The organism is Kitasatospora sp. NPDC057738, assembly GCF_042798815.1.
Taxonomy (GTDB): domain Bacteria; phylum Actinomycetota; class Actinomycetes; order Streptomycetales; family Streptomycetaceae; genus Kitasatospora; species Kitasatospora lactacystinica.
Genome location: NZ_JBHVJT010000003.1, coordinates 1 through 22,497 on the forward strand (window position 1 = coordinate 1; position 22,497 = coordinate 22,497).

Genomic DNA, 22,497 nt, shown 5'->3' on the forward strand with positions numbered 1-22,497 from the left:
GAGCCCGCGCCGGCTCCCCCGGGCCGCCGGTCCCGCTACTCGCGCGCCGCCGAGGTGGAGCTCATGTCCGCGTAGCGGTTCCCCGCCACCCGGCCGGCCACCGGCTCCAGCAGCGCCAGCTCCTCGGCGGTCAGCCGCAGCGTCGCCGCCGCGGTGTTCTCGGCGAGCCGGCCGCGCCTGCGGGTGCCCGGGATCGGCACGACGGCCAGCCCGTGCACCTCGGCCTGCTGGTGCACCCAGGCCAGTGCGACCTGGGCGAGCGTCACGCCGCGGGCCGCCGCGATCTTCCGCAGCGGGTCGAGCAGTTCGCCGTTGGCGGCCGCGTTGTCGCCGGTGTAGCGCGGGTGGGAACGGCGGTAGTCGTCCGCCGAGAGCTCCTTGGCGTCCTGGAAGGCGCCGGTCAGGAAGCCCCGCCCGAGCGGCGAGTACGGCACGAAGGCGACGCCCAGCTCCGCCGCGGCCGGGACCGCCGTGCGCTCGACGTCACGGGCGAACACCGACCACTCGGACTGGAGCGCGGCGATCGGGTGGATCGCGTGCGCCTCGCGCAGCTCCGCCCCGGTCACCTCGGACAGGCCGAGGTGGCGCACCTTGCCGGCCCGCACCAGCTCGGCCATGGCACCGACCGAGTCGGCCAGCGGCACGGCCGGGTCGCGGCGGTGCATGTAGTACAGGTCGATCACGTCCGTGCCGAGGCGGCGCAGCGAGGCGTCCACCGCGGTCCGGATGTACGCCGGGTCGTTGCTGATGCCGCGGACCGCGCCGTCCTCCTCGGAGCGCAGGATGGAGAACTTGGTGGCGAGCACCACCTGGTTCCGGTTGGCCCGGACGAAGGGGCCGATCAGCTCCTCGTTGCGGCCGGAGCCGTACATGTCGGCGGTGTCGAAGAGGGTGACACCGGTCGCCAGCGCGGCGTCCAGGGTGGCGAGCGCCTCGCCGGTGTCGGTGGGGCCGTAGAACTCGCTCATGCCCATGCAGCCGAGGCCCTGGACGCCCACCAGCGGGCCGCCGTTGCCGAGTTCGACGGTGGGAAGGACGGTCTGAGTCATGCGCTCTGCTCTTCCTCTACATGGATGTTCTGGCACGTGGCCGGGATTCCGGCGCCACCGGCGACCTTCCCGGCATAGAGATCGATCTTGTAGTCGAGGACGGCGAGGGTGGCCTGGAGGTCCACGATCCGCTGTCGGACCTCCTCGCGCTGGGCCTCCAGGAGTAGCCGCCGCTCCCCGTAGGTCTGCTCGCCCTGGCGGGCCATGTCCACGTACTTGAGCATGTCCGCCACCGACATGCCGGTCAGCCGCAGCCGGCCCAGGAAGGCCAGCCGGTGCAGATCGGCGTCGGAGTAGCGGCGCTGGCCGCCCGCCGCCCGGTCGACCGGGTCCAGCAGGCCGATCCGCTCGTACCAGCGCAGGGTGTGGGTGGTCAGCCCGCTCGCCGCGGCGACCTCGCTGATGGTGTGCCTCGGCCTCGGGTCCGGATCCCCGACGGGGCGGCTGAACACCTCGGAGCAGCTGCGCAGGTCGATCTCGATGCGTGCGGGTGCGGCCATCGCTCGTTTCCCCCTGTCCTGGACGACGTGAACGACGCTACCGAGTTGGAGTGCACTCCAAGCAAGCCCGACACCCGGGTGGCTCCACCACCACCTTCTCCGCGGAATTTCCCGGCGACTACAGTCGGATCCCATGGAGAGCTTGCGGATGATCGAGAACTGGCCGGTGCCCCATGCCGCGGCGGCGGTGGTCCGGGGGGCGGACGGCGCGGTCCTGGGCGCGCACGGGCCGCAGCAGCACCTGTTCCCGCTCGCCTCGGTGACCAAGCTGCTCACCTCGTACGCGGCGCTGGTCGCCGTCGAGGAGGGCGTGTTCGAGCTGGACGACCCGGCCGGTCCGGCCGGCTCGACCGTCCGCCACCTGCTCGCGCACACCTCCGGCCTGGGCTTCGACGAGCACCGGGTGTTCGGCGAGCCCGGCAACCGCCGGCTCTACTCCAACGCGGGCTTCGACGTGCTGGCCCGGACGCTGTCCGAGGCCGCCGGGATCGAGTTCTCCCGCTACGCCGCCGAGGCGGTGTTCGAGCCGCTGGGCATGACGGACACCCTGATCAACACCGCGCACAAGTCCCCGGCCGGCGCCGGCGGCCTGTCCACCGTCGCCGACCTCGCCCGGTTCGCCGCCGAACTGCAGGCACCCAAGCTGCTGGACCCGTCCACGCTCCGGCAGGCCACCCGCGAGGTCGCCTTCCCCGGCACCAGCGGTGTGCTGCCCGGCTACGGCCACCAGCGCCCGAACGACTGGGGCCTCGGCTTCGAGATCCGCGACGGCAAGAGCCCGCACTGGACCGGCGCCGCCAACTCCCCCGGAACCTTCGGGCACTTCGGCCAGTCCGGCACCTTCCTGTGGGTCGACCCGCAGGCCGGCGCCGCCTGCGTCGCGCTCACCGACCGGGACTTCGGGCCGTGGGCGGTCGAGGCCTGGCCGGCCTTCTCCGACGCGGTGCTCGAAGAACTCCCGAAGCGCTGAGCCGCTGGGGCGTGTCCGACCATTCGCGTCGGCGCACCCGGCGGGAATTGTTCAGACACGCCCTAACCGTAGGAGACCGGCGAGTGCATCTCCCAGAGCAGGAGTTCGGCGCCGGTCTCCCCCGCCGCCGGGTCGGCGAAGGCCTCGCCGGTGATCCGCACGCTGTCGCCCGGAACCATCGAGCGGCCGCCGCCCTTGGGCCCAGGGACGGTCCGGTAGCCCAGCGAGCCGGCGGTCAGGTGGGCGTACCGCCAGGGCGCCTCGGGCAGTAGCGGCAGCGGCTGCCACGGCCCGGCGGTGGCCAGCCAGAGCGCGGCGTCGCCGCGGCGCAGCCGCAGGGCGTCCGTCCCGGCGTCGCGCTCCAGCCCGGAGGCGAGCAGCGTCAACCCGCCGTCCGCCGGTTCCACCTTGCGCAGGCCGTAGGCGGGGGGCGCGTCGAACTCGTCCGGCTGGAGCCACATCTGGACGAAGCGGACCGGCCCGGTGGCGCCGCCGACGTTGCGCTCGGTGTGGGTGACCCCGGAACCGGCGCTGAGGTGCTGGACCATCCCGGGTCGGACCACCCCGCTGTGGCCGTGCGAATCGCGGTGGGCGAGCGCGCCCTCCAGCACCCAGGTGAGGATCTCGGTGTCCCGGTGCTTGTGCTCCTCGAATCCGGCGCCGGGGGCGAGGAGTTCCTCGTTGCACGCGAGCAGTGCCCCGAAGTGGGTGTTCTTCGGGTCGTAGTGGCCGGAGAAGGAGAACGCGTGCCTGGTCTCGACGCCCTCGGCCGGGACGGAGCGGTAGCGCTCGGCGGTGCGGCGCAGGTCGGCACGGGGGCGGTCGGGGGCTTCGGTCACGCCCCCACCGTAGTGGCTGGGCCGCGGTGCGACTCCTGCCACCGCGCCACCGTGCCGGGGGGGGTGTGCACGAGCAGTCACTCGCGTGAGGCAGTCTTGTCCTTGTGCCAGCCGCCTCCGCGAACTCCAAGAGCGAACCCAGTCCCAGCCCCGCACCCGACCCCGCCGGAAAGGGCCCGGCCCCCCGGTCGGCCCGTGACCGACCCGGCCGTGCGGCGCCCCGCCTGACCGCCCAGGAGCGCAGAAACGCCGCCGAGCGCGCCGAACGCCGGGCGGCGACGCTCAAGCGGCTGGAGAAGTCCTCCGGCAAGCTGGCCACCGCCGCGATCTCGCGGATGGACGACCAGCTCGGCTGGTACCGGCGGATGCCGCCGGAGCACCGCTCCTGGATCGGCCTGGTGGCCCAGGCCGGCATCGCCGCCTTCACCGAGTGGTACCGCCACCCCGACACCGCCCAGGCGATCTCCACCGACGTCTTCGGCACCGCTCCGCGCGAGCTGACCAGGGCGATCACCCTGCGCCAGACCGTCGAGCTGATCCGCACCACGATCGAGGTGATGGAGGAGGCCATCGAGGAGGTGGCCGCCCCCGGCGACGAGGCGGACATGCGCGAGTCGGTGCTGGTCTACGCCCGGGAGATCGCCTTCGCGACCGCCCAGGTGTACGCCCAGGCCGCCGAGGCGCGCGGCGCCTGGGACGCCCGGCTGGAGGCGCTGGTGGTCAACTCGCTGCTGTCCGGCGACGCCGACGAGGGCGTGCTCTCCCGCGCCGCCGCACTCGGCTGGGGCCAGCCCAGCCAGGTCCGGGTGGTGATGGGCAGCGCGCCGGACGGCGACAGCGAGCTGGTGGTCGAGGCGATCCGCCGGGCCGCCCGGTACGCCAAGCTGAACGTGCTGACCGGGGTGCTGGGCAAGCGCCTGGTGGTCGTGGTCGGCGGCGAGAAGGAGCCGGTGCACGCGGCCCGGGCGCTGATCGGCCAGTTCGCGCCGGGCCCGGTGGTGGTCGGCCCGACCGTGCCCGACCTGCTCTCCGCGACCCGCTCGGCCCACGCCGCCGCGGCCGGCCTGCGGGCCTGCGCCGCCTGGCCGGACGCCCCCCGCCCGGTGCTGGCCGACGACCTGCTGCCCGAGCGGGCACTGGCCGGCGACCAGGCCGCGCGCCGTCAGCTGGTGGAGGAGATCTACACACCGCTGGACGAGGCCGGGTCCGCCCTGCTGGAGACCCTGAGCGTCTACCTGGAGCAGGCCTCCTCCCTGGAGGGCGCGGCCCGGATGCTCTTTGTCCACCCCAACACGGTGCGCTACCGGCTGCGACGTGTGACTGACGTCACGGGGTACGCCCCCTCCGACGTACGTTCGGCGTTCACCCTGCGGATCGCACTGGCCCTCGGCCGGTTGGGCGCCGTCGGGGAGCCCGGCTGAGCCGGAGTGTAGGAACCGCACAATCAGGGATGGTTTTCTTCGTTACCGTCGCCTACCCGCCCCTGGGCGCCTGGCGAGAGAGGGTTGAACCGTGCTCGTAATCGTCGCCCCTGGACAGGGTGCTCAGTCCCCCGGTTTCCTCAGCCCCTGGCTGGAGCTCGACGGCGTCGCCGACCGCCTGCGCGGCTGGTCGGAGGTCGCCGGGCTCGACCTGGTGCACGCCGGTACCGAGGCGTCCGCCGAGGAGATCAAGGACACCGCCGTCGCCCAGCCGCTGCTGGTCGCGGCGGGTCTGGTGACCGCCCGGGAGCTGTTCCCGGACGAGGACGCCGCCCGCAAGCTGGTCGGCGCCGTGGCCGGTCACAGCGTCGGTGAGATCACCGCCGCCGCCGGCGCCGGGGTGCTCGGCGCCCACGACGCGCTGACCTTCGTGCGTGAGCGCGGCCGGGCCATGGCCGAGGCCGCCGCCGTCACCGAGACCGGCATGCTCGCCGTGCTCGGCGGCGAGCCGGAGGAGGTCGCGGCGAAGCTGGCCGAGCACGGTCTGACCGCGGCCAACAACAACGGCGGCGGCCAGATCGTCGCCGCCGGCACGCTGGACCAGCTGGAGGCGCTGAAGGCGGACCCGCCGGCCCGCGCCAAGCTGATCGCCCTCAAGGTGGCCGGCGCCTTCCACACCGAGCACATGGCCCCGGGCGTCGAGCGGCTGGCCCAGCTGGCCCCGACGCTGACCGCGGCCGACCCGCTGGTCCGCTACGTCTCCAACAGGGACGGCGCGGTCGTGGACACCGGTGCCGAGGTGCTCGCGCGCCTGGTCTCGCAGGTCTCCAACCCCGTCCGCTGGGACCTCTGCATGGAGACCCTCGGGCAGCTGGGTGCGACGGCCGTGATCGAGCTGTCCCCCGCCGGCACCCTCACCGGGCTGCTCAAGCGCAACCTCAAGGGTGTGGCCACGCTCGCCCTCAAGACCCCCGCCGATCTGGACAAGGCCCGCGAGCTCGTTGCGGAGCACGGCGGTCAGGAGCAGGAGACCCAGGCATGACCAAGCCCCAGATCCGTCCGGTGAGCGGCGCGCAGTACTCGCGCATCCTCGGCGTCGGCGGCTACCGCCCGGTCCGGGTGATCCCCAACTCCGAGGTCCTGGAGTGGATCGACTCCTCGGACGAGTGGATCCGCACCCGCAGCGGGATCGCCGAGCGCCGCTGGGCCGGCCCGGAGGAGTCCGTCGCCGAGATGTCGGTCCAGGCGGCCGGCAAGGCCATCGCCCAGGCCGGGATCTCCGCCGAGCAGATCGGCGGCGTGATCGTCTCGACCGTCTCGCACCTCAAGCAGACCCCCGCGATCGCCACCGAGATCTCCGAGCGGCTCGGCTGCGGCAACGCCCCGGCCTTCGACATCTCGGCCGCCTGTGCCGGCTTCGGCTACGGCCTCGGCCTGGCCGACGGCATGATCCGCGGCGGCAACGCCGACTACGTGCTGGTCATCGGCGTCGAGCGGCTCAGCGACCTGACCGACCAGTCGGACCGCTCCACCGCCTTCATCTTCGGTGACGGCGCCGGCGCCGCGATCGTCGGCCCGTCGGACACCCCCGGCATCGGCAAGCTGATCTGGGGCTCGGACGGCTCGCAGGCCGACCTCATCACCCAGACCCAGGCCTGGGACACCGCCTTCGCCAAGTCCGACGCGATCAACGGCGCGGGCGAGGAGACCAAGTGGCCGGCCCTGCGGATGGACGGCCAGCCGGTCTTCCGCTGGGCGGTCTGGGAGATGGCCAAGGTGGCCCAGCAGGCGCTGGACGCCGCCGGGATCACCGCCGACCAGCTCGGCGCGTTCATCCCCCACCAGGCCAACATGCGGATCACGGATGCCATGATCAAGGCGCTCAAGCTGCCGGAGTCGGTACCCGTCGCCCGCGACATCGCCGAGACCGGCAACACTTCCGCGGCCTCCATCCCGCTGGCGATGGAACGCATGCTGGAGAGCGGTGAGGCCCACAGCGGGGACCTGGCCCTGATCATCGGGTTCGGGGCGGGTCTCGTGTACGCCGCAGCAGTCGTTACTCTCCCCTAGGCGCATTCGCCCAATTCACAAGCCTGTGCCCGGCCGCCGGCCGGACACGCTCAACACCGTAGAGGAGCAGCCAGTATGGCTACCCAGGAAGAGGTCCTGGAAGGTCTCGCCGAGATCGTCAACGAGATCGCCGGCATCCCGACCGAGGACGTCCAGCTCGACAAGTCCTTCACCGACGACCTGGACGTCGACTCGCTGTCCATGGTCGAGGTCGTCGTGGCCGCCGAGGAGCGCTTCGACGTCAAGATCCCGGACGACGAGGTCAAGAACCTGAAGACCGTCGGCGACGCGGTGAACTACATCCTCAACGCCTGATCGATCGACCAGTTCGACTCGGCCAGCCCGTCCGGCGTCCCGTACGCCGGCGAAGGCTGACCGGTCGGCCGGGCTCGTCGAGCCTGGCCGACCCCGCCGGCCGGGACGCCCCCACTCGGGGCGCCCGGCCGGGCCCTTCCTCGGCACGCCGCCGACCCCCCGCACACGTGAGAGAAGAAGAAACCAGTGACCGCTGAAAACCGCACCGTGGTCGTCACGGGTATCGGCGCCTTCACGCCGCTGGGCGCCGACGCCGCCAGCACCTGGGAGAACCTGGTCGCCGGTCGGTCCGGCGTGGCGGCCCTGACCGAGGAGTGGGCCGAGGACCTGCCGGTGAAGATCGCGGCGAGGACCGCCGTCGAGCCGGGCGAGATCCTGCCCCGCCCGCTGGCCCGCAAGCTGGATCGCTCGGCGCAGTTCGCGCTGATCGCCGCCCGCGAGGCCTGGGCCGACGCCGGCTACGAGACCCCCGCCACCGACGAGTCCTCCAAGCTCGCCCCCGAGCGCCTGGGCGCCGTGATCGCCTCCGGCATCGGCGGCGTGACCACGCTCCTCGACCAGTACGACGTGCTGAAGGAGAAGGGCGCCCGCAAGGTCTCCCCGCACACCGTCCCGATGCTGATGCCCAACTCCCCGGCGGCCAACGTCGGTCTGGAGGTCGGCGCCCGCGCGGGCGTGCACACCCCCGTCTCCGCCTGTGCCTCCGGCGCCGAGGCGATCGGCTACGCGATCGAGATGATCCGTACCGGCCGCGCCGACGTCGTGGTGGCCGGCGGCACCGAGGCGGCGATCCACCCGCTGCCGATCGCCGCGTTCGCCAACATGATGGCGATGTCCAAGAAGAACGACGACCCCCAGCGCGCGTCCCGCCCCTACGACAAGGCCCGCGACGGCTTCGTGCTGGGCGAGGGTGCCGGCGTGGTCGTGCTGGAGTCGGTCGAGCACGCCGAGGCGCGCGGCGCCCGGATCTACTGCGAGGCCGTGGGCCAGGGCCTGTCCTCGGACGCCCACCACATCGCGCAGCCCGAGCCGACCGGCGCCGGCGTGGCCCGCGCGCTGGCCGACCTGTTCGAGCGCAACGAGCTGGACAAGGCCGAGATCGTGCACGTCAACGCGCACGCCACCTCGACCCCCCAGGGCGACACCGCCGAGCTGAAGGCGCTGCGCAAGGAGCTGGGCGACGACCTCGACCACATCGCGGTCTCGGCCACCAAGTCGATGACGGGCCACCTGCTGGGCGGCGCCGGCGGCATCGAGACCGTCGCCACCGTGCTGGCCCTGTACCACCGGATCGCCCCGCCGACCATCAACGTGGACGAGCTGGACGACGACGTGGACGCCGACATCGTCCGCGACGAGGCCCGCAAGCTGCCCGAGGGCCGGATCGCCGCGCTGAACAACTCGTTCGGCTTCGGCGGCCACAACGTGGTGCTGGCCTTCCGCACCCGCTGACGCCCCGACGAAGGGGCCGGCGCTCTCCTTGAGCGCCGGCCCCTTCGTCACGGGGTAACCGTGGTCGTCGGTCTCGTTCACCGCCGTGGCCGCCGGCCCCTTCGTCGTGCCCGTCCGGTTCGTGCGGGGCGGCCTCAGACCACCTGGTGCAGCCAGCGCACCGGCGCGCCCTCGCCCGCGTACCGGAACGGCTCAAGCTCGTCGTCCCAGGGCTTGCCGAGCAGCCGGGCGATCTCGGCCTCCAGGTCGGCCCCCTCGCTGCGGGCGCGCAGCAGGACGGCGCGCAACCGGTCCTCGGGGATCAGGATGTCGCCGTGGATGCCCGTGACGGCGTGGAAGATGCCGAGCGAGGGCGTGCTGCTGTACCGCTCCCCCTCCGCCGTGGCGCAGGGCTCGCTGGTCACCTCGTACCGCATCAGCTGCCAGCCGCGCAGCGCGGAGGCGAGCTTCGAAGCCGTACCGGGCTCCCCCTGCCAGGAGAGCTCGGCACGCCAATGCCCGGGTGCGGCCGGCTGGCGGATCCAGTCCAGGCTCACCCGCACACCGAGCACCCCCGCGACGGCCCACTCGACGTGCGGGCACAGCGCGCGGGGCGCGGTGTGGATGTACAGAACTCCACGTGTCGTCACCGGGACCTCCAGGCTGTGGACGAGGGTCGCCTTCCCCAGCTGCCTCGTGCCTGCAGTTGATCCGCAGTTACTCACGTTAGCCGACATTAAGCTACTAAATTGAGCAAAACGGACAGGCTTTCGCTCAATGCTAGTCGAATCCTCAACGAGGTCTACCCCTCGGCCGGATCTCTCCCCCGAACGGCCCCATCGCCGGCGGGACCACCGTACCGCGCGGCGCCACAGGATGGATGACGCACTTTCGGATCCGGCCGGAATGCGGTAGTGCGGCCGCGACGCCCGCGCCCGAGCGCGCACCGCCGATGCCCGACCGCCCCGCCGCCCGGTGCGGGCGGCGGGGCGGTCGACGACCTGACGGAGCGTCAGCCGTCCAGGCGGACGACCATCTTGCCGGTGTTGACGCCGCGCAGCAGATCGAGGAAGGCCTCGGCGGCGTTCTCGAAACCGTCCACCACGGTCTCCTCGGTGCGCAGTTCACCGGACTTCAGCCAGCCGGCCACCTCCGCGACGAACTGCGGCTGGAGCCCGGCGTGGTCGCCCACCAGCATGCCCTCCAGGCGCAGCCGCTTGCCGATGGCGAGCGCGAGGTTGCGCGGGGCGGCGGGTGCGGCGGTGTCGTTGTACTGGGCGATGGCACCGCAGAGCACCGCGCGGCCGTGCACGTTCAGCGCGCCGATCGCGGCCTCCAGGTGGTCGCCGCCGACGTTGTCGAAGTAGAGGTCGATGCCGTCCGGGGCGGCCTCGGCGAGCTGCTCGGCGACCGGGGCGTCCTTGTAGTTGAAGGCCGCGTCGAAGCCGTACTCGTCCACCAGCCCGGCCACCTTCTGCGCCGAGCCGGCCGAACCGACCACCAGCGAGGCGCCCTTGAGCCTGGCGATCTGCCCGACCAGCGAGCCGACCGCGCCGGCCGCGCCGGAGACGAAGACCTTGTCGCCCTCCTTCAGGGCGCCGACGGCGAGCAGGCCGGCGTAGGCGGTCAGGCCGGGCATGCCGAGCACGCCGAGGTAGGCGGAGAGCGGGGCGGCGGCCGGGTCGACCTTGACCGCGCGCCCGGCGTCCAGGGTCGCGTACTCGCGCCAGCCGAGCCCGTGCAGCACCGCGTCGCCCGGGGCGAAGCCCTCGGCCCCGGAGGCGACGACGTAGCCGACCGCACCGCCGTCCATGGCCCGGCCCAGCTGGAACGGCGGGACGTACGACTTCACGTCGTTCATCCGGCCCCTCATGTACGGGTCCACCGAGAGGTAGGCGTTGCGGACCAGGATCTCGCCCGGGCCGGGGGCCCGGACCGGGGCCTCGACCAGGGCGAAGTCGGTCGGCACCGGCCAGCCCTGCGGGCGGGCGGCGAGGTGCCATTCACGGGCGGTCGCGGGGGCGGCGGCCTGCTCTGCCATCGGGGGCGCTCCTTGCGGTTCGGCTGCGGGTTCAGGTGTGGTTCAGGTGCGGTTTCGGCACCTGAAAGGTTGAGCAACTGAAGTAACGATGGGCATGAAAGGTTCACGTTGTCAACTTTTCAGGTAGACTGTCGACCATGGACACCCAGTCGATCCAGGACGCCGCGCCGCAGCCCGACGAGATCACCCGCGAGGTCGTCGACCTGATGGCCAACCTGGTCGCACTGTTCCACCGCGAGTACGAGGAGGCCGCCGCCGCCCGCTCGCTCACCGGCGCCCAGGCCAAGGTGCTCGCGCTGCTGCGGCGCGGCCCGATGCCGATGCGCCAGATCGCCCAGACGCTCAGCTGCGAGCCCTCCAACATCACCGGGATCGTCGACCGGCTCGAATCCCGCGGCTTCGTGACCCGTGAGGCCGACCGGCACGACCGCCGGGTCAAGCTGGTCGCCGCCACCGGCACCGGCTCGGCCGCCTCCGAGGAACTGCGCGAATCGCTGAACTTCGCCCGCGAGCCACTGGCCGCGCTCGGCCCGGACGAGCGGACGGCGCTGCGCGACCTGCTCCGGCGGATGCTCGCGGGCGCCTCCGGCCCCGGCGCGTGATCAGCATCACAGCACCCGGGGGCCTTCCGCAGGCCCCAGGGGGGTAACCGAAAAGCCTCCCGGAACGTCTAACGTTCGAACATCGAACGCGAGAGACCTGAAGACGGGGGGCACGGAGGATGAGCAGCAGCACGCGTCGGCGCCGCTACCTGCGGACCGCCATCGGCCTGGCCGCCGTACTGGTGCTGTCGGTCGTGGGCGCCGGAGCCTGGTTCTACCACCGGCTGGACAACAACATCACCACCTTCGACTCCGGCGGCGTCGCCACCGAGCGCCCGCCGGCCCCCGTCCCGGCCAGCCCGGGCGCCTCCGTCCCGGTCAACGTGCTGCTGCTCGGCTCGGACACCCGCGACGAGGGCAACGACTCGCTGGGCGGCGGCGACGAGGGCGTCGGCCACTCGGACACCGCGATCCTGGTGCACGTCTACGCCGACCACAAGCACGCCGTCGGCGTCTCGATCCCCCGCGACACCCTGGTCACCATCCCGTCCTGCAAGCTGCCGAACGGCACCTGGACGACGCCGAAGACCGACCAGATGTTCAACTCCGCCTTCACCGTGGGCCTCGCCGAGAAGGGCAACCCGGCCTGCACCCAGAACACCGTGGAGAAGCTCACCGGGCTGCGGATCGACCACACCGTCGTGGTCGACTTCAAGGGCGCGGCCGCGATGTCCGACGCCGTGGGCGGCGTGGAGGCCTGCGTGCCCAACGACGTCAACCAGTACGGCATACACCTCAAGAAGGGCCTCCAGAAGCTCTCCGGACAGTCCGCGGTGGACTACCTGCGGACGCGCCACGGGATCGGCGACAACTCCGACATCGGTCGGATGAAGCGTCAGCAGGCCTTCCTCTCCTCGATGATCAAGAAGGTCCAGGGCCAGGGCTTCTCACTGCCCACCCTGCTGCCGCTGGCCGACGCGGCCACCAAGTCGCTCACCGTGGACGAGGGGCTGGGCACCGCGATGAAGCTGGTGGACTTCGCCCGTTCGATCCAGGACATCAAGCTCTCCGACGTCTCCTTCGTCACCGCGCCCTGGCGCTTCGCCGGCGACCGAATACGGCTGGTGCAGCCGGACGCCGACGCCCTCTGGAAGCTGCTGCGCGAGGACCGCACCCTGGACGGGCAGAGCACCTCCGGGACGGGCCAGGTGACCTCCTCCCCCAGCACCGACCCGGGCACCTCCCCCGGCACCCCGCTCACTCCGCTCACCCCGGAGCAGAGCGCGGCGCCGATCACCGTGGTCAACGGGGTCGGCACGCCCGGCCTGGCCGGCTCCGGCGCCGAGACGCTCAGGGCGCGCGGCTTCCGGAACGTCGCGCTCGGCCAGAACACCCCCGGCCAGCAGGCCACCCAGATCTCCTACGACCCCGCGCTGAAGGCCACCGCCGACCAGGTCGTGGCGCTCTTCCCCGGCGCCAGGGCGGTCGAGGAGCCCGGCTCGGAGGCGATCACCGTCACCCTCGGCGCCGACTTCCGCGCGGCCGGCCCCCGGATCGACCCGGTGACCGCCCCGAGCCCGGAGCCCGGTGCCCCTGCCGGTGCCGCGGCGGGAGCCACCCCCGGCACCGTCCCGGGCACCACCCCGAGCGGCGTCCCGGGCACCGCCCCGAGCGGAGTCCCGAGCGGCGTCCCGGGTGGCATCCCCACCGGCATAGCGGAGAACACCCGCAACGCCGACACCGACCCGTGCGCCAACCTGACCTTCGGCTGACCGACCGACTGCCGACCGTGGGCCGCGAGCCGACCGGCCGCTACTGCGGGTCCGGCAGCCCGGTGACGACGGCGGTGAGACGGGTGCCGCGGGGGAAGGCGCCCGCCCCCGCCAGGTCCGCCAGCGCGGCGAGCAGCTTGGCGACGTAACGGCGCTCCAGCGCGATCCCGTGGCGGCGCTCGAAGCGCTCGGCGAAGTCGGCCAGCTCGGCCGGGACCCTGCCGTAGCCGCCGCCGTGGTGCCCGTGGTCGATCCGCCAGTTGCCGAACCCGCGCCCGTAGGCGGCCCGGTGCAGCCGGGCGACCTCCGCCTCCAGGTAGCCCTCGCCGCCGCGCAGCACGGCCACCCCGAGCGCCCGCGCGCCCGCCGGCAGACCGGCCGCGATACCGGCCAGGGTGCCGCCGGTGCCGACCGGGCAGCAGACCACGTCGCGCTCGCCGAGACCGGGCAGTTCGGCCGGGATCGCGGCCGCGCCGACGGCGGCCAGGGCGTTGGAGCCGCCCTCCGGGAGCACCAGGCAGCGGCCCCAGCGACGGAGCGGCGCGTCCGTGCCGTGCTCCCCCTCGGCCCGGCCGGTGGCCTCCCGGTACTCGGCCCGGGTCAGGAACTCCAGCCGCATCCCGGCCGCCTCGGCGGCCCGCAGGGACCAGTTGCGCGGCCGGTCGGCCAGTTCCTCGCCGCGCACCAGCCCGACGCTCTCCAGCCCGAGCGCCCCGGCGGCGGCCGCGACGGCCCGCAGGTGGGTCGAGTAGGCGCCGCCGAAGGTCAGCAGCCGGGTGTGGCCCTGCTCCACGGCGGCGGCCAGGTTGGGCGCCAGCTTGCGCCACTTGTTGCCGGGGACGGTCGGGTGCAGCAGGTCGTCCCGCTTCAGCCGCAGCTCCACCCCGGCCCGGGCGAAGGCCTCGTCGGCGCAGTCCACCAGCGGGGTCGGCAGCAGGGCGGGTTCGAGCATCCGGCCAGCTTACGGGCCCGGACGGCCGGGAGCCCGGCCGCCGGACGGGCGGCCGGGCTCCGTGGCCCCGCGGACGGACCGTCACCCCCGTGGACGGTCCGTCAGCCCAGGGCCGCGCTCTCCGCCGCGTGGCCCGCCGTCCGCCAGGCCAGGGCGGTACCGAGCGCGCGCGGGACCGGGCCGGCCGCCGGGGCCAGCTTCGCGATCCGGCCGCGGTGCTCCCGGCGCTCCCTGGAGCCGAGCACCGTACGGAGCTTCCCCGCCGCCACCAGGGCGGTCAGCGCCGCGTCGGCCGGGTCGACCCGGCTGAACGGGCCCGTCAGAGCCCCGGTGACGCGGGCCTCCAGCGCCTTGCGGACCCCGGGGTCGTGCACGGTGACCAGGGTCACCGGGAACAGGCCGGCCACCCGGTGCGGCCGGAGGGTGATCCGGCCGGATTCCGCCAGGCCGTCCCGGACCCGGCGGATCGGCTGGTCGCGCCCGGTGCTCCTGGCACGGCCGACCCACGAGCTCCAGCTGTGCGGCCGGGAGGCCCTGATCCGGCCCAACAGGTCGGCACTGTACGGGTCGAGGCCGTCCTCGGCGGCGCCGCCGCGGACCCGGGCGACGGCCTTGCGGCCCTCCTCGTACAGCAGGCCCCGGCGCAACAGCTCGGTCAGCGCCGCCGCCTGCAGCAGCAGGTTGAGCGAGGAGTGCTGGGTGGTCCGCCCGCGCCGCGGGTCGTGGGCGAGCAGGTACAGCTTCTCGGGCAGGTTGGCAGGCAGGTCCATCTCGTTCTCCCGGGATCTGGAGGATCTGTGGGTGGCCCGGGCCGCCGCGGTCAGTCCCCTCCGGGACCGCCGCTCTCCGGGTCCTCCTTGGGCGGGCGTCCGCGCCGGGGAAGCCGGGCCGCGCCGCCGGGCATCCGCCCCGCGTCGGTGAGGGCGCGGCGGAGCAGGAACTCGATCTGCGCGTTGGTGCTGCGCAGGTCGTCCGCGGCCCATCGGGCGAGCGCGTCGTGAACTGAAGGGTCCAGTCGCAACAGGAGCTTCTTCCGTTCCGTCGCCAAGGCCTCGCCTTACTGGTAGAGGGAGCCCGTGTTCACGACGGGCTGGGTGCCGCGGTCGCCGCAGAGCACCACCAGGAGGTTGCTCACCATGGCGGCCTTGCGCTCCTCGTCCAGCTCCACGACATCGCGTTCGGCGAGCCGTTCCAGCGCCTCCTCGACCATACCGACGGCGCCCTCGACGATCAGCCTGCGCGCCGCCACCACGGCCCCGGCCTGCTGACGCTGGAGCATCACCTGGGCGACCTCCGGAGCGTACGCGAGCCTGGTGATCCGGGACTCGACGACCCGCACCCCGGCCGCGGCGACCCGGGCGGAGATCTCGGCGGAGAGCTTGCGGGCGATCTCGTCCGCACCGTCGCGCAGCGACAACTGGCCCTCGTGGTGGGCGTCGTACGGGTAGCTGGTGGCGATGTGCCGCACGGCCGTCTCGGTCTGGATGGCGACGAAGTCGGCGTAGTCGTCCACCTCGAAGAGCGCCATCGCGGTGTCCTCGACCTGCCAGACCACCACGGCGGCGATCTCGATCGGGTTGCCGTCCGCGTCGTTGACCTTGGTGGTCTCGGTCTCGTGGTTGCGGATCCGCAGCGATATGTGCCGGCGGTTGGTGAACGGGTTCAGCCAGGTCAGGCCCTCGGCGCGGATGGTGCCCCGGTAGCGCCCGAGCAGCTGGACCACCCGGGCCTGACCGGGCGAGACCACCGTCAGCCCGAACGTCGTCAGCAGCGAGCCGAGCAGCAGCAGCGGCCCGACGATCACCAGGGCGATGCCCAACCCGCTGGTCTTCGAGGACAGTTGGGCCGCGCCGGCGATGACCGAGCCGACCCCGGCGAGCAGGCCGAACAGTGCGCCGCCGAGCACCGGCAGGCCGGCCGCCCCGGTGATGACCCGTTCGGTGATCCTGGGGACCGGGAGGTCCAGCGCGGGGCCGTCCTCGACGGCGAAAGGCGGTGTGGTCATGGGAGCGACTCCTTCTGCGAGCATCCGCATCCGATGTCAAAGTGATATCACTTTTTTGCCGCACCGCGCCAGGGGCCGGCGACCGGAACAGGGGAACGGACGGCCGCCCAGCGGCGACGGGAACGGGGAAGGAACGGCCGCCGAGCGGCGGCGCACGACCGTCGGGGACGGCCCGGGCCGATGCCCACGGGTGGGTGAATTCCGGCGCGCCACACGGGGAAGGGGGCGGCCGCGGCCTAGACTCTGCGACGTCGCAGGCGGTGGGAAGGCGGCGGGCGCCGGCTCGGCGGCCCGCCCGCGAAGGGTCGTACGACACTCGTCGCACATCGAGAAGGTGGGGCGGGTGGGACTCGAACCCACGACCAAGGGATTATGAGTCCCCTGCTCTAACCGGCTGAGCTACCGCCCCGGTTCGCCGCACGCGCCGGTCGTCGGCACGGCAGCAGCAGACGGCCCCAGCGAGGCCGTCCCGGGCAGCATAGCCGGTCGATCACCCGTGGTGCGCGCCGGGGGCGCAGCTGGGTGCGCGACGGTACGCGCCTCCCGGGCGGCGCAGCCCGGGTGGCGGCGGGGCACCCGTTCGGTGCAGCCTGGGCGGATGACGACTCGTGGGACGGGGGCGGCGGCCGCGACGCTCGCGCTGGTGCTGGCCGCGGCCGGCTGCACCACCGCGGCGGGCCCGGGCGGGGGCACCCCCACCGTCACCTCGGCACCTCCCACCGCCTCCTCCACCTCCGCCTCCGTCGACAGCCACGGCTGGAACCGGCAGCGGCTCAGGGGAGCGGCCGGCCGGCACACCGGGGTCACCCGCACCGCCAAGCCCACCGTGCTCAACGGCCTGGTCGGCGCGGTGTTCACCCGCAACGCCGACGGCGACCACTTCTGCACCGCCAGTGTGGTCGACAGTGCCGGGCTCAACCTCGTCGTCACCGCCGCCCACTGCGTCTGGGACCCGCGGCTCGGGCGGCGCGGCGATCTGGTCTTCGTCCCCGGCTACCGCGACGGCGACACCCCCAGCGGCGTCTGGCCGCTGCTGGCCGTCACCGTGGACGACGACTGGAACGACCACGCCGACCCGGACATGGACGTCGCCTTCGCGGTCGTCCAGGCGCAGGACGGCCGGCAGGTCCAGCAGGTGCTCGGCGCCAACCGACTGGGCGTCAACCGCGGCTACCGGCTCCCGGTGAAGATCACCGGCTACCCGAGCAGCAGCGGCGTCCCGATCACCTGCTCCAACACCACCGACCGGCAGAGCCCCACCCAGTTGCGGATCGACTGCCCCGACTACACCGGCGGCACCAGCGGCAGCCCGTGGGTCACCGACTTCGACCCGGCCACCAGGACCGGCACCGTGGTCGGCGTGATCGGCGGCTACCAGGAGGGCGGCAACAGCCCGGACACCTCGTACAGCAGTTACTTCGGCGACCGCGTCCAGGCCCTGTACGACCGCGCCACCGGCTGACCCGCGGCAGACCCGACACGCGGCGGTGGCGCCGCCGGGCACGGCCTGGTAGATCTTCCTCACGAACGGCGGAACGCACGGCCCCGGTGCCCGCCCCGAGGAACGAGACGGAGCCCCGATGGCCTCCCGCCCGCCGCGGCCCCCGCGCACGGCACGAACGGCCGCGCTGGCCGCCCTGCTGCTGGCCGCCGGCACCGCGTGCGGCGGGCAGGACGGGGCGCCGACCGCCGAGGTCGCGCAGCAGAGCCCCGCCCGGGACCGGATCGGCACCCTCTCCATCCGCACCGCCCAGGGCCCGCGCGCCTGCACCGCGAGCGTGGTGCAGAGCCCCCGGCGCAATCTGCTGGTCACCGCGGCGCACTGCGTGCAGACCCGCCGGATCGGCCTGCTGGACGGTCTGGTGTTCACCCCCGGCTACCGCAACGGGTCCACGCCGTACGGGACTTGGCCGGTACAGGCGATCACCGTCGACCCGCGCTGGGCGGCCGGCGACGACCCCGAGTACGACGTGGCCTTCGTCACGGTGGGCACGGTCGACGGCCGGCAGGTCGAGGACGCGGTCGGCGGCAATCCGATCGGCACCGGCCAGGGCTTCGGACTGTCCGTCGCCGTCACCGGCTACCCGAACGAGAGCGACGAGCCGATCACCTGTGCCGTCCGGACCAGCTCGCAGAGCGCCACCCAGGAGCGCTTCGACTGCGGCGGCTACACCGACGGCACCAGCGGCAGCCCGTGGGTCGCCGCGAACGGCACGGTGATCGGCGTGATCGGCGGCTACCAGGAGGGCGGGGAAACCCCCGGCACCTCGTACAGCGTCACCTTCGACCAGCGGGTCGCCGACCTCTACCGGAAGGCGACCGCCTGACCCGGAAGGCGACCGCGGGACCCGGGAGCCGGCCGCGGGACCGGAACCGGGCGCACGGGCGGATCCGGGGGAAGCCGGGCGGTGTCGCGTACGTCACGCCGCGGGACCGGACGACGACAACACGAAGGCCCCCCGGTCGACCGAGGGGCCTTCGCTCTGAGCAGTCACCGGGCGGACCCGGTGCAGCTCCCGCAATTGGACTCGAACCAATAACCTGCCGATTAACAGTCGGCTGCTCTGCCAATTGAGCTATGCGGGATCGCGGTACTCGACTTCCGTACCACGGACGGGAAGCAGGACCCGAAGGACCTTCTCCCGAGCTCCCCCAATTGGACTCGAACCAATAACCTGCCGATTAACAGTCGGCTGCTCTGCCAATTGAGCTATGGGGGATCGGCTCCCGCCTCGGCCCCCGGTCTCCCGGGCTCCTCGGCGCTCGCTGCGGGACATACATTAGCGCACTCGGGGGGGTGGTCCGCCAATCGCTTTCCCGGCTTGCCCCCGGGTTGCCCCCGGGTTGCCCCCGGCGTGCCCCGCGCGCGCCCGGCGACGGGGCCGGGGATGCTGGGGCGCGGACGGTTCGCCGTCCCGACGGACGGGTAGGGCAATGCGGCAGAAGCCGCCAGGAGAGGGTGGATCCGACCATGTGGAAGCTGTCGTTGGCCGCGGGTTTCGCGGCCGGCTACGTCCTCGGCTCGCGAGCCGGGCGCCGGCGCTACGAACAGATCGCCAGGGTCACCCGGCAGGTCGCCCGGAACCCCACGGTCCAGGGCGCGACCGACCGGGCCCGGCAGCAGGCCGGGGCGGTGGCCGGGAGGGCGGCCGGCGCGGTCGCGGACCGGGTCGGCGACCGGCTGCCGAACGCCGTCACCGACCGGGTGCCGTACTTCAACCGCTCCCGGGCGGAGGACGACGGCTGGGGCACCTTCCGCCCGTGACGGGCGGCGGCCGCCCCGCCGGTGGCCCCCGTGCGCCACTGGCCCGGGCCGTGTGTCACGCGACACACGGCCCGGCGGCTACCCCCCGTCGGTGACGGGACGGTGACGCCGGACCCAAGCGAACCCCAACGCGCGGTCGCGAACCCGCAACGTCCCACCCGGCCCGGACGCGTCCCGGGCCGGGCTGAGGCATGATCTCGGCATGGCCATCGTCGCGGGGATAGACAGCTCGACCAACCGCACCCGGATCGTCGCGTGCGACGCCGACACCGGCGCCGTCCTGCGCTCCGGCAAGGCGCCCCACCCCGTCCCCGAGGACCAGGACCTGCGCCCGGGCGAGGCCGACCCCCAGGTCTGGCTGCACTCGCTCGGCGACGCCGCGACCGGCGGCCTGCTGGAGGGCGTCCGGGCGATCGGCGTCAGCGCCCAGCAGCACGGGATGATCGGCCTGGACGCGGGCGGGGTACAGGTACGCCCGGCGCTCCTGTGGAACGACCCGCGCTCCAGCGGGGCCGCCGCCAAGCTGCTGGACGCCTTCGGCGGCCCGGCCGCCTGGACCGCCGCGATCGGCTCCGTGCCCGCCCCCACGTACACCATCGCCAAGCTGCGCTGGCTGGCCGAGTTCGAGCCGGCCAACGCCCGTCGGATCGCCGAGGTGCTGCTGCCGCACGACTGGCTGGTCTGGCAGCTGCTCGGCCACCCCAAGCGCCGCACCACCGACCGCGGCGACGCCTCCGGCACCGGCTACTGGTCGCCGATCACCGGCGAGTACCGGCAGGACCTGGTCGAGCTGGCGCTCGGCCACGAGCTCAGGCTGCCCGACGTCCTGCCCCCGGCCGAGCCCGCCGGGCACACCCCCGAGGGCCTGCTGATCTCGGCCGGAACCGGGGACAACATGGCCGCCGCGCTGGGCCTGGGCCTCGGCCCGGGCGACGCGGTGGTCTCCCTCGGCAGCGCCGGAACGATCTTCGCGGTGCACGAGGAGGCCGTGGTGGACGCCTCCGGCCTGGTCTCCTCCTTCGCCGACGCCAGCGGCCGGCACCTGCCGATGGTCGCCACCCTCAACGCCGCCGAGGTGCTGCGCTCCACCGCCGCCCTGCTCGGCCGGGACCTGGAGGGCCTGAGCGACCTCGCCCTGCACTCCTCCCCCGGCGCCTACGGCCTGGTGCTGCTGCCCTACCTGGACGGCGAACGCACCCCCGCGCTGCCGCACGCGGCCGGCACCCTGACCGGGCTGCGGGCCGAGGCGATGACCCCTCAGCACCTGGCCCGGGCCGCCGTCGAGGGCATGCTGTGCAACATCGCCGACGCCCTCGACGTGCTGCGCGCCCGGGGCATCGCGGTGAAGCGGGTGTTCCTGCTCGGCACGGCCGGGCGGCTGCCCGCCGTCCGGCACATCGCCCCGATGCTGTTCGGCGTCCCGGTCGTGGTGCCGCCACCGGGCGCCCACGCCGCCCGCGGGGCCGCCCGGCAGGCCGCGTGGGCGCTGGCGGGCACCCCGGAGCCGCCGGAGTGGGAGCTGCCGGACGCCGAGACCGTCGAGCCCGACGGGGAGCAGGACCTGGCGATCGGCTCGGCGGTGCGTCAGCAGTACCGGGCCGCCCGCGACCAGATGCACCCGGAGGCGGCGGCCTGACCCCGGCCCGGGGGCGGTGACGGCCGTGCGGATGCGGCACCCGGCGCGCGGTGGCAGCGTGGAACGGGACACGGCCACCGACGCGGAAGGCGGCAGGACGCCATGGCGCTGCACAAGGGAGCCGGCGGCGACCGCCGGCTGAGCATCGGCCCGTACCCGACCGTCGCCGACCCGTTGGGCGCGATGAAACTGGCCCCGCCGCTGCACCGGCTCGGCGAGGGCCCGGTCGCGGCCGAGACCACCTACCAGCTGATCCACGACGAGCTGATGCTGGACGGCAACGCGAAGCTCAACCTGGCGACCTTCGTCACCACCTCGATGGACGCCCAGGCCACCCGGCTGATGACCGAGTGCCTCGACAAGAACATGATCGACAAGGACGAGTACCCGCAGACCGCCGAACTGGAGCGGCGCTGCGTGGCGATCCTCGCCGACCTCTGGCACGCCCCCGACCCGGACACCGCCGTCGGCTGCTCCACCACCGGCTCCAGCGAGGCCTGCATGCTGGCCGGCATGGCGCTCAAGCGCCGCTGGATGCGGCGCAACCCCGACCGCTACGCCGCCGGGGCCCGGCCCAACCTGGTGATGGGCGTCAACGTGCAGGTCTGCTGGGAGAAGTTCTGCAACTTCTGGGAGGTCGAGACCCGCACCGCGCCGATGGAGGGCGACCGCTTCCACCTGGACGCCGAGCGGGCGGTCGCGCTGTGCGACGAGAACACCATCGGTGTGGTCGCCGTGCTCGGCTCCACCTTCGACGGCTCGTACGAGCCGGTCGCGGAGATCTGCGCGGCCCTGGACGCCCTCCAGGAGCGCACCGGCGTCGACGTCCCGGTGCACGTGGACGGCGCCTCCGGCGGCATGGTGGCGCCCTTCCTCGACCCGGACCTGTCCTGGGACTTCCGGCTGCCCCGGGTCGCCTCGATCAACACCTCCGGCCACAAGTACGGCCTGGTGTACCCCGGGGTGGGCTGGGCGCTCTGGCGCGACAAGGAGGCACTGCCGGAGGAACTGGTCTTCCGGGTCAACTACCTGGGCGGCGAGATGCCGACCTTCGCCCTCAACTTCTCCCGGCCCGGCGCCGAGGTGGTCGCCCAGTACTACATCTTCCTGCGGCTCGGCCGGGAGGGCTTCCGGGCCGTCCAGGGCGCCTGCCGCGAGGTCGCCACCTACCTCTCCGGGCGGATCGGGAAGCTGGACGGCTTCCGGCTGCTGACCCGGGGCGACCAGCTGCCGGTGTTCGCCTTCACCACCGAAGGGGACGTCCCGTTCGACGTGTTCGACGTCTCGCGGCGGCTGCGCGAACGCGGCTGGCAGGTGCCCGCGTACGCCTTCCCGGCCAACCGGGAGGACCTGTCGGTGCTCCGGGTGGTCTGCCGCAACGGCTTCTCGCGGGACCTCGCCGACCTGCTGCTGGCCGACCTCGACCGGCTGCTGCCGGAACTGCGGCGCCAGCCCGTCCCGCTCCAGCAGCTCGGGGTGCCGCCCCGCTCGGGCTTCCACCACTGACCCTCCGCACACCCGGGAGAACGTCACGGCGGGGAGGGCGCAGCGAAGCGCCCTCCCCGCCGGAGCATCCCGGCGGGCCGGGGGAGGCCCCCCCCCCCAAGGTTGCCCAGGCCCGGGGGGGGCAGGGAAGAGGGAGGACACACAAGGGGCCAACCCGAGCCCCGACAACTTCCCCCAACGGTG

The 22,497-nt window shown here is 73.5% G+C and carries 22 protein-coding genes and 3 tRNA genes; 13 read left to right on the forward strand and 12 right to left on the reverse strand.

Annotation, left to right across the window (positions count from 1 at the left end; all coding sequences use genetic code 11):
• Positions 1-35: 35 nt before the first annotated feature.
• Together ACFVGO_RS02220 and ACFVGO_RS02225 are read right to left on the reverse strand one after the other, a co-directional pair.
• Complete coding sequence (locus ACFVGO_RS02220; protein WP_380630652.1) at positions 36-1,049, reverse strand: aldo/keto reductase; 1,014 nt, start codon at positions 1,047-1,049, stop codon at positions 36-38.
• Positions 1,046-1,549 (reverse strand): MerR family transcriptional regulator, encoded by a 504-nt coding sequence (locus ACFVGO_RS02225; RefSeq protein WP_380358834.1) that lies wholly within the window; start codon positions 1,547-1,549, stop codon positions 1,046-1,048. The genes ACFVGO_RS02220 and ACFVGO_RS02225 overlap by 4 nt, the downstream gene beginning before the upstream one ends.
• Before the next feature lie 133 nt (positions 1,550-1,682).
• Here ACFVGO_RS02225 and ACFVGO_RS02230 point away from each other — a divergent pair, with 133 nt between their 5' ends.
• Entirely contained in the window at positions 1,683-2,519 is an 837-nt protein-coding gene (locus ACFVGO_RS02230; RefSeq protein ID WP_359913074.1) for a serine hydrolase domain-containing protein, read from the forward strand.
• A gap of 62 nt (positions 2,520-2,581) precedes the next feature.
• Here the strand turns inward: ACFVGO_RS02230 and ACFVGO_RS02235 are convergent, their stop codons facing one another.
• Positions 2,582-3,358, reverse strand: a complete 777-nt coding sequence (locus ACFVGO_RS02235; protein ID WP_380358837.1) for a pirin family protein — start codon at positions 3,356-3,358, stop codon at positions 2,582-2,584.
• 224 nt (positions 3,359-3,582) lie between these two features.
• Between ACFVGO_RS02235 and ACFVGO_RS02240 the strand changes: the two genes are divergently transcribed.
• From ACFVGO_RS02240 to fabF, 5 genes are all read left to right on the forward strand, one after another.
• Positions 3,583-4,779: a helix-turn-helix domain-containing protein gene (locus tag ACFVGO_RS02240; protein ID WP_359913095.1), complete on the forward strand. Its 1,197-nt coding sequence runs from the start codon at positions 3,583-3,585 to the stop codon at positions 4,777-4,779.
• A gap of 91 nt (positions 4,780-4,870) precedes the next feature.
• Positions 4,871-5,821, forward strand: coding sequence for an ACP S-malonyltransferase (locus tag ACFVGO_RS02245; RefSeq protein ID WP_380630654.1), 951 nt, complete (start codon positions 4,871-4,873; stop codon positions 5,819-5,821).
• Positions 5,818-6,849, forward strand: coding sequence for a beta-ketoacyl-ACP synthase III (locus ACFVGO_RS02250; RefSeq protein ID WP_359913083.1), 1,032 nt, complete (start codon positions 5,818-5,820; stop codon positions 6,847-6,849). Before ACFVGO_RS02245 ends, ACFVGO_RS02250 begins: the two co-directional genes overlap by 4 nt.
• A 75-nt stretch (positions 6,850-6,924) precedes the next feature.
• Positions 6,925-7,164 carry an acyl carrier protein gene (locus tag ACFVGO_RS02255; RefSeq protein WP_224283099.1) on the forward strand — a complete coding sequence of 80 codons (240 nt, stop codon included), beginning with the start codon at positions 6,925-6,927 and terminating at the stop codon, positions 7,162-7,164.
• A gap of 186 nt (positions 7,165-7,350) precedes the next feature.
• Entirely contained in the window at positions 7,351-8,616 is a 1,266-nt protein-coding gene (gene fabF / locus ACFVGO_RS02260; protein ID WP_359913086.1) for a beta-ketoacyl-ACP synthase II, read from the forward strand.
• Between the two features lie 134 nt (positions 8,617-8,750).
• Here fabF and ACFVGO_RS02265 read toward each other — a convergent pair whose 3' ends face one another.
• Complete coding sequence (locus ACFVGO_RS02265) at positions 8,751-9,245, reverse strand: DUF3145 domain-containing protein (protein WP_359913089.1); 495 nt, start codon at positions 9,243-9,245, stop codon at positions 8,751-8,753.
• Positions 9,246-9,607: 362 nt separating this feature from the next.
• On the reverse strand, positions 9,608-10,636 hold the full coding sequence (locus tag ACFVGO_RS02270) for an NADP-dependent oxidoreductase (RefSeq protein WP_380347958.1): 1,029 nt from the start codon (positions 10,634-10,636) through the stop codon (positions 9,608-9,610).
• Positions 10,637-10,773: 137 nt separating this feature from the next.
• Between ACFVGO_RS02270 and ACFVGO_RS02275 the strand changes: the two genes are divergently transcribed.
• Both ACFVGO_RS02275 and ACFVGO_RS02280 read left to right on the forward strand, forming a co-directional pair.
• A complete protein-coding gene (locus ACFVGO_RS02275) occupies positions 10,774-11,238 on the forward strand; it encodes a MarR family transcriptional regulator (RefSeq protein ID WP_359915259.1) in 465 nt (154 codons plus the stop codon).
• A gap of 119 nt (positions 11,239-11,357) precedes the next feature.
• The gene (locus tag ACFVGO_RS02280) at positions 11,358-12,950 is read left to right on the forward strand and encodes an LCP family protein (protein WP_380630655.1); all 1,593 of its coding nucleotides are present in this window, start codon (positions 11,358-11,360) and stop codon (positions 12,948-12,950) included.
• Positions 12,951-12,990: 40 nt separating this feature from the next.
• On the opposite strand, the gene ACFVGO_RS02285 is transcribed toward ACFVGO_RS02280, so the two are convergent.
• The 5 genes from ACFVGO_RS02285 to ACFVGO_RS02305 all read right to left on the reverse strand — a co-directional run bounded on the left by ACFVGO_RS02285 (position 12,991) and on the right by ACFVGO_RS02305 (position 16,316).
• Positions 12,991-13,902, reverse strand: coding sequence for a 1-aminocyclopropane-1-carboxylate deaminase/D-cysteine desulfhydrase (locus ACFVGO_RS02285; protein WP_380347962.1), 912 nt, complete (start codon positions 13,900-13,902; stop codon positions 12,991-12,993).
• A 101-nt stretch (positions 13,903-14,003) separates the two neighbouring features.
• A complete protein-coding gene (locus tag ACFVGO_RS02290) occupies positions 14,004-14,672 on the reverse strand; it encodes a GPP34 family phosphoprotein (RefSeq protein WP_380347964.1) in 669 nt (222 codons plus the stop codon).
• Between the two features lie 50 nt (positions 14,673-14,722).
• On the reverse strand, positions 14,723-14,950 hold the full coding sequence (locus tag ACFVGO_RS02295) for a hypothetical protein (protein WP_359915252.1): 228 nt from the start codon (positions 14,948-14,950) through the stop codon (positions 14,723-14,725).
• A 9-nt stretch (positions 14,951-14,959) separates the two neighbouring features.
• Entirely contained in the window at positions 14,960-15,907 is a 948-nt protein-coding gene (locus ACFVGO_RS02300; protein ID WP_359915250.1) for an SPFH domain-containing protein, read from the reverse strand.
• A 335-nt stretch (positions 15,908-16,242) separates the two neighbouring features.
• Positions 16,243-16,316: transfer RNA gene (locus ACFVGO_RS02305), tRNA-Ile, on the reverse strand.
• Positions 16,317-16,505: 189 nt separating this feature from the next.
• Between ACFVGO_RS02305 and ACFVGO_RS02310 the strand changes: the two genes are divergently transcribed.
• Complete coding sequence (locus tag ACFVGO_RS02310) at positions 16,506-17,369, forward strand: hypothetical protein (protein WP_359915248.1); 864 nt, start codon at positions 16,506-16,508, stop codon at positions 17,367-17,369.
• 118 nt (positions 17,370-17,487) lie between these two features.
• A complete protein-coding gene (locus tag ACFVGO_RS02315) occupies positions 17,488-18,234 on the forward strand; it encodes a trypsin-like peptidase domain-containing protein (protein WP_359915246.1) in 747 nt (248 codons plus the stop codon).
• A gap of 186 nt (positions 18,235-18,420) precedes the next feature.
• Here ACFVGO_RS02315 and ACFVGO_RS02320 read toward each other — a convergent pair.
• Both ACFVGO_RS02320 and ACFVGO_RS02325 read right to left on the reverse strand, forming a co-directional pair.
• Positions 18,421-18,493: transfer RNA gene (locus tag ACFVGO_RS02320), tRNA-Asn, on the reverse strand.
• A gap of 61 nt (positions 18,494-18,554) precedes the next feature.
• Positions 18,555-18,627 (reverse strand) — tRNA-Asn (locus ACFVGO_RS02325).
• 239 nt (positions 18,628-18,866) lie between these two features.
• On the opposite strand from ACFVGO_RS02325, the gene ACFVGO_RS02330 reads away from it, so the two are divergent.
• From ACFVGO_RS02330 to ACFVGO_RS02340, 3 genes are all read left to right on the forward strand, one after another.
• On the forward strand, positions 18,867-19,172 hold the full coding sequence (locus ACFVGO_RS02330; protein ID WP_380347968.1) for a hypothetical protein: 306 nt from the start codon (positions 18,867-18,869) through the stop codon (positions 19,170-19,172).
• A 202-nt stretch (positions 19,173-19,374) separates the two neighbouring features.
• Positions 19,375-20,808: an FGGY family carbohydrate kinase gene (locus tag ACFVGO_RS02335; RefSeq protein WP_380630656.1), complete on the forward strand. Its 1,434-nt coding sequence runs from the start codon at positions 19,375-19,377 to the stop codon at positions 20,806-20,808.
• Positions 20,809-20,910: 102 nt separating this feature from the next.
• The gene (locus ACFVGO_RS02340) at positions 20,911-22,314 is read left to right on the forward strand and encodes a glutamate decarboxylase (RefSeq protein ID WP_359915604.1); all 1,404 of its coding nucleotides are present in this window, start codon (positions 20,911-20,913) and stop codon (positions 22,312-22,314) included.
• The last annotated feature ends 183 nt before the right edge of the window (positions 22,315-22,497 follow it).